Source organism: Terriglobales bacterium, from assembly GCA_035543055.1.
Classification (GTDB): Bacteria; Acidobacteriota; Terriglobia; order Terriglobales; family Acidobacteriaceae; genus JAIQFD01.
The window spans coordinates 1-4,539 of record DATKKJ010000253.1; the positions used below are offsets into that span (position 1 = coordinate 1).

Sequence of the window (4,539 nt, forward strand, 5' to 3'; positions counted from 1 at the left end):
AGCATGACCCATTGCACGACCTCCGGCATACTCTCGCGCGGCGTGTAGCTGCCCGAGAGCGTCTGTAGCGGCAACAGCACCAGCATCACCAGCATCCCGAACTGCGGCATCGAGCGCGCGATGGTGGCCATAAAGATGCCCATCGAGGTCGTGGCGAACAGGTGCAGCGCCGTCCCGGTCAGAAACAGCGCCAGCGAGCCTTCGATGGGCACCGCCAGCACCCCCTGGATCACGAGCGCTACCGACAGGCTGGTGGCGACCAGCACCACCAGCATCATCGCCCACACCTTGCTGGTCATGATCTCGAACGGGGTGACGGGCATGACTAAGAGATGCTCGATGGTGCCGTGCTCGCGTTCGCGGATCAGCGCCGCGCCGGTGAGGATGATGGAGAGCAGCGTGACCTGGTTGATGACCTCCATGACCCCGCCGAACCAGGATCGGGTCAAATTGGGATTGAAGCGCACCCGCAGGGCGAGGTCGACCGGGGGGCGCTCAGCGAAGCGTTGACTCGCGAATGCGGCACTCGCGCCCGCCCGGTGGTGCTGCACGAAGGCGTCGATCTCGCTGCTCACGATGGTCTGGATATACGCGTTGCCCGTGTACGCCTGGATCATCTGCGTGGCGTCGACGTTGAGCTGCACCGTGGGACTGCGTCCGGCCAGCACATCGCGCTCGAAGTCGGGCGGGATGTAGAGCGCAAAAGTATCCACCCCCGCGTCCATCCGCGCATCCATCTCGGCCGGCGTGATGAGCGCCGGCGGCTGGAAGAGCGGGGGGTAGAAGGCGTCGACAAGGCGCGTGGAGAGTTGCGAGTGATCCTGGTCGACGATGCCGATCGGCGCCTTGTTGAGCGTATCCGGGATCGCCGTGGCGAAGGAATAGACATTGACCGTGAAGGAGAACAGCATCAGCCCGAGCAGAATCGGGTCGCGCAGCAGGCTGCGCAGTTCCTTGACGCCGAGGTACAGGATATTGCCGCCGCGCATGGTTACCGTTCCTGCTTGGGGAGTAAGGCTGCCGTCACAAGAATGAGCACAGGCACGGTCAGCAGCAGCGCCACGTACGCGGGCTGGAGATCGGCGAACGCGAGCGCCTTGTTGAACGTGCCGCGCGCGATGGTCAAGAAATGGGTCGTGGGGTAGATGCGCCCGACCAGCGCCCCCATCCCTTCGAGCGAGGAGACCGGGTAGACCATGCCGGAGAACTGCGTGGTCGGCAGGATGGTCAGCACCGCCGTGCCGAACATCGCCGCGATCTGGCTGCGCGTGAAGGTGGAGATCAACAGGCCCGTCGCGGTGGCCGCGCCCACATACAGCAGTGCGCCCACCGCCAGGGCGACAAAGCTGCCTTTCAGGGGCACGCCGAACACCGCTACGGTCAACCCGCACAGCAGCAGGAAATTGAGCAGCGCCAGGACTACATAGGGAATTTGCTTGCCGAGCAGGAACTCCAGGCGCGTGACCGGGGTGACGTAGAGATTGACGATGGAGCCCATCTCCTTCTCACGCACCACCGATAGCGCCGTCAGCATCGCCGGGATCAAGATCAACAGCAGCGGGATGTTGCCCGGCGCCATGGCGACGATACTGAGGACGTCGGGATTGTAGCGGTAGCGGGTTTCAATGGTGGCGAGCCCCACGAGCCCCACCGCCGCGCCGCTCCTGAAGGTGGAGGGCAGCCGGGGCTGCTTGTAGGGCGGTTCAATGGCGGCGAGCCCCACGTCCCTGGTCGGGGATCGCTCCCGCGCCCCAGTGGGAGACCGCTCCCTAGCCTTGCTGTTCAACCAGAGCCGGTGCGCCCCGACGATGTCGGCGCGCACCGTTTCGCCGCGCACGGGCATGGCGCCATCGACCCAGACCCCGATTTCCGTGGGCGTGCCGCGCGAGACATCGTGCCCGAACTTGGGGGGGATCTCGATCGCCAGACTCACTTCGCCCGCGCGCATGCGCCGGTCCAGATCGGCGTAATCGCGCAGCGGCGCGCGCTCGCTGAACCAGCGTGAGGCGCCCGCGAGATTGAGGGCATAATCGCTGCTGGTGGTGGTTTGATCGTAATCAAGCACGGCGAAGGAGAGGTGCTCCACGTCGAGCGTGATGCCATAGCTCAGCACGACCATCAGGATGACGCTGCCCAGGATGGCGAGGCTCAGGCGGAAGGGGTCGCGGCGCAGTTCCAGCGACTCGCGCAGGGTATAGCTGAACAGGCGGCGGAGGGAAAACGAACTAGAAGCATGGAGTGGTGGAGTGTCGGAGTGACCCGCGGCTGAGTGACTGTCCTCCTGAGGGTCGGCGTGAGCCCCTGCGGCGCTGCTCAGGGCAGGCTCGGGCGTCGTGCGGTCTTCCTTCGCCTTTTGCACAGCGGCACCACTCGCCTCCTCGAGGTAGCTGATGAAGGCCTCCTCCAGCGTGGTGACCCCGCGCTGGCGCACCAGCGCCGCCGGGGCGTCGCTGACCAACACTTTGCCAGCGTGCATCAGCGAGATGCGGTCACAGCGCTCGGCCTCGTTCATGAAGTGGGTGGAGATAAAAATCGTCACCTTGTCCCGCCGCGCCAGCTCGATGAGGATCTGCCAGAAATTATCGCGCGCCACCGGATCCACGCCCGAGGTCGGCTCGTCGAGAATCAGCATCTCCGGGGCGTGGATCATCGCCACCGCCAGCGAGAGGCGCTGGCGCTGGCCCATGGGCAGGGCATCAGGCAGCGCATCCATCACCTCAGTCAAACCGAACCGCTGCGCCATTTCCTGCACCCGCGCCGGGATGCTCTCCTCCGGCAGTTTGAACAGCCGCGCGTGCAGGACCAGATTCTGCCGCACCGTCAGCTCGCTGTAGAGCGAGAAGGCCTGCGTCATGTAGCCGATATGCCGGCGGGTGTTGAGATCGTGCGGGTCCACGGGCTTGCCGAACAGCTTCGCCTCCCCTTCGGTTTGCGGCAACAGGCCGGTCAGCATCTTCATTGTCGTCGTCTTCCCGCACCCGTTAGAGCCGAGAAAGCCGAAGATCTCGCCGCGCGCGATGCGGAAATTGACATGGTCGACGGCGACGAAGTCCCCGAAGCGCATGGTCAGGTCCTGGGCTTCGATCGCCACCTCTTCCGTGGTGCCCGCCTCACGCGGCGGGATGACCACGGCCCGATGCCCCGCGCGCTGCGCCGGCGGCAGGAGGTCAATAAAGGCCGCTTCCAAGGAATCAGCATGAGTGCGCGCCAGGAGTTCCTGCAGCGTGCCGGTGGCGAGCACTTGCCCGGCGTTCATGGCCACCAGCCAGTCGAAACGCGCCGCCTCTTCCATGTAGGCGGTGGCCACCATCACGCTCATGCCGGGGCGATCGACGCGAATGCGGTCAATCAGTTCCCAGAACTGCCGCCGCGACAGCGGATCGACGCCGGTGGTGGGCTCGTCCAACAGCAACAGATCGGGATCGTGAATTAACGCGCAGCACAACCCCAGCTTCTGCTTCATCCCGCCCGAGAGCTTGCCGGCCGGCCGGTCGGGGAAGGGCGCCAATCCGGTTGCCTGCAGCAGATCCGCGATCCGCCGCGCGCGTTCGGCGCGCCCCTGGCCGAATAGCCGGGCGAAGAAGTCGAGATTTTCCGCTACCGACAGCGTGGGATAGAGGTTCTTGCCGAGGCCTTGGGGCATATAGGCGATCCGCGGGCAGACCGCCCGGCGGTGGCGCACCTCGGCCATGTCCCCACCCAGCACGGTGATCGTGCCGGCCTGCATCTTGTGCGCGCCCGCCACCAGGGCAAACAGGCTCGATTTGCCGACGCCATCCGGACCGATAAATCCCACCATGCGCCCGGCTGGCACGTCAAGGCTGACGGCATCTAGGGCCCGGGTCTTACCGTAGCGCAGCGTGACATCCTGCAGCTGCGCCACAACTGAGGAGAGGGATGGCGACGCGTCAACTGTCTCAGCGTGTATGCTCATGGCGGAAGCCTCACGGCCAGACGGGCCGGCCACTCCGTCTGATGGTCACGCTGCACATAGGCGACCCCGGGTAGGCCGGTCTTCACTTGTTTAATATGTTCCCGGAGGAGTTCGGGCGGGATGTGCGCCTTGATACGAAACATCAATTTCTCCCGCTCGATCTGCGTCTCCACGGTCTTGGGCGTGAACTGGGCGACATCGGCCACGAAGGTGGCCCGCGCGGGAATCACATACTGCGGGGCGGCATCGAGCACCAGCCGCACTTCACTGCCCAGCGTCACCCGCCCGGCTTGCGCCGTCGGTAGAAAGAAGGTCATGTACACGTCGGTGAGATCGACGAGGTTGAGCACCCGGCCGCCTTGGCCCATCACCTCCCCGGGCTCGGCGACGCGGTATTGCACGCGACCGTCGCGTGGAGATTTAAGAATGCTGTCGTCAATGTCGGCCTGAATCCGCCGGATTGTGGCCTGCTGGGCCTCGATGTTGGATTCCGCGCCAGCGACCTCTGAGCGCGCCGTGGCAACGGCGGCCTCGGCCGCGGCGACTTGGGCGCGGGCGGAAACGACGGTGGCCTCTGCACTCTGGACCCGCGCACGATCGTCATC

General features: G+C 65.4%; 3 protein-coding genes. All 3 read right to left on the minus strand.

Annotated elements, in window-relative coordinates; all coding sequences use genetic code 11:
- A partial coding sequence (locus tag VMS96_15875) for an ABC transporter permease (GenBank protein ID HVP44904.1) occupies nt 1-989 on the minus strand: 989 nt, incomplete at its 3' end.
- A gap of 2 nt (nt 990-991) precedes the next feature.
- Nucleotides 992-3,934 carry a ribosome-associated ATPase/putative transporter RbbA gene (gene rbbA / locus VMS96_15880; GenBank protein HVP44905.1) on the minus strand — a complete coding sequence of 981 codons (2,943 nt, stop codon included), beginning with the start codon at nt 3,932-3,934 and terminating at the stop codon, nt 992-994.
- Nucleotides 3,931-4,539 (minus strand): HlyD family efflux transporter periplasmic adaptor subunit (locus VMS96_15885; protein ID HVP44906.1); only part of this gene is annotated, 609 nt, incomplete at its 5' end. The genes rbbA and VMS96_15885, both read right to left, overlap by 4 nt.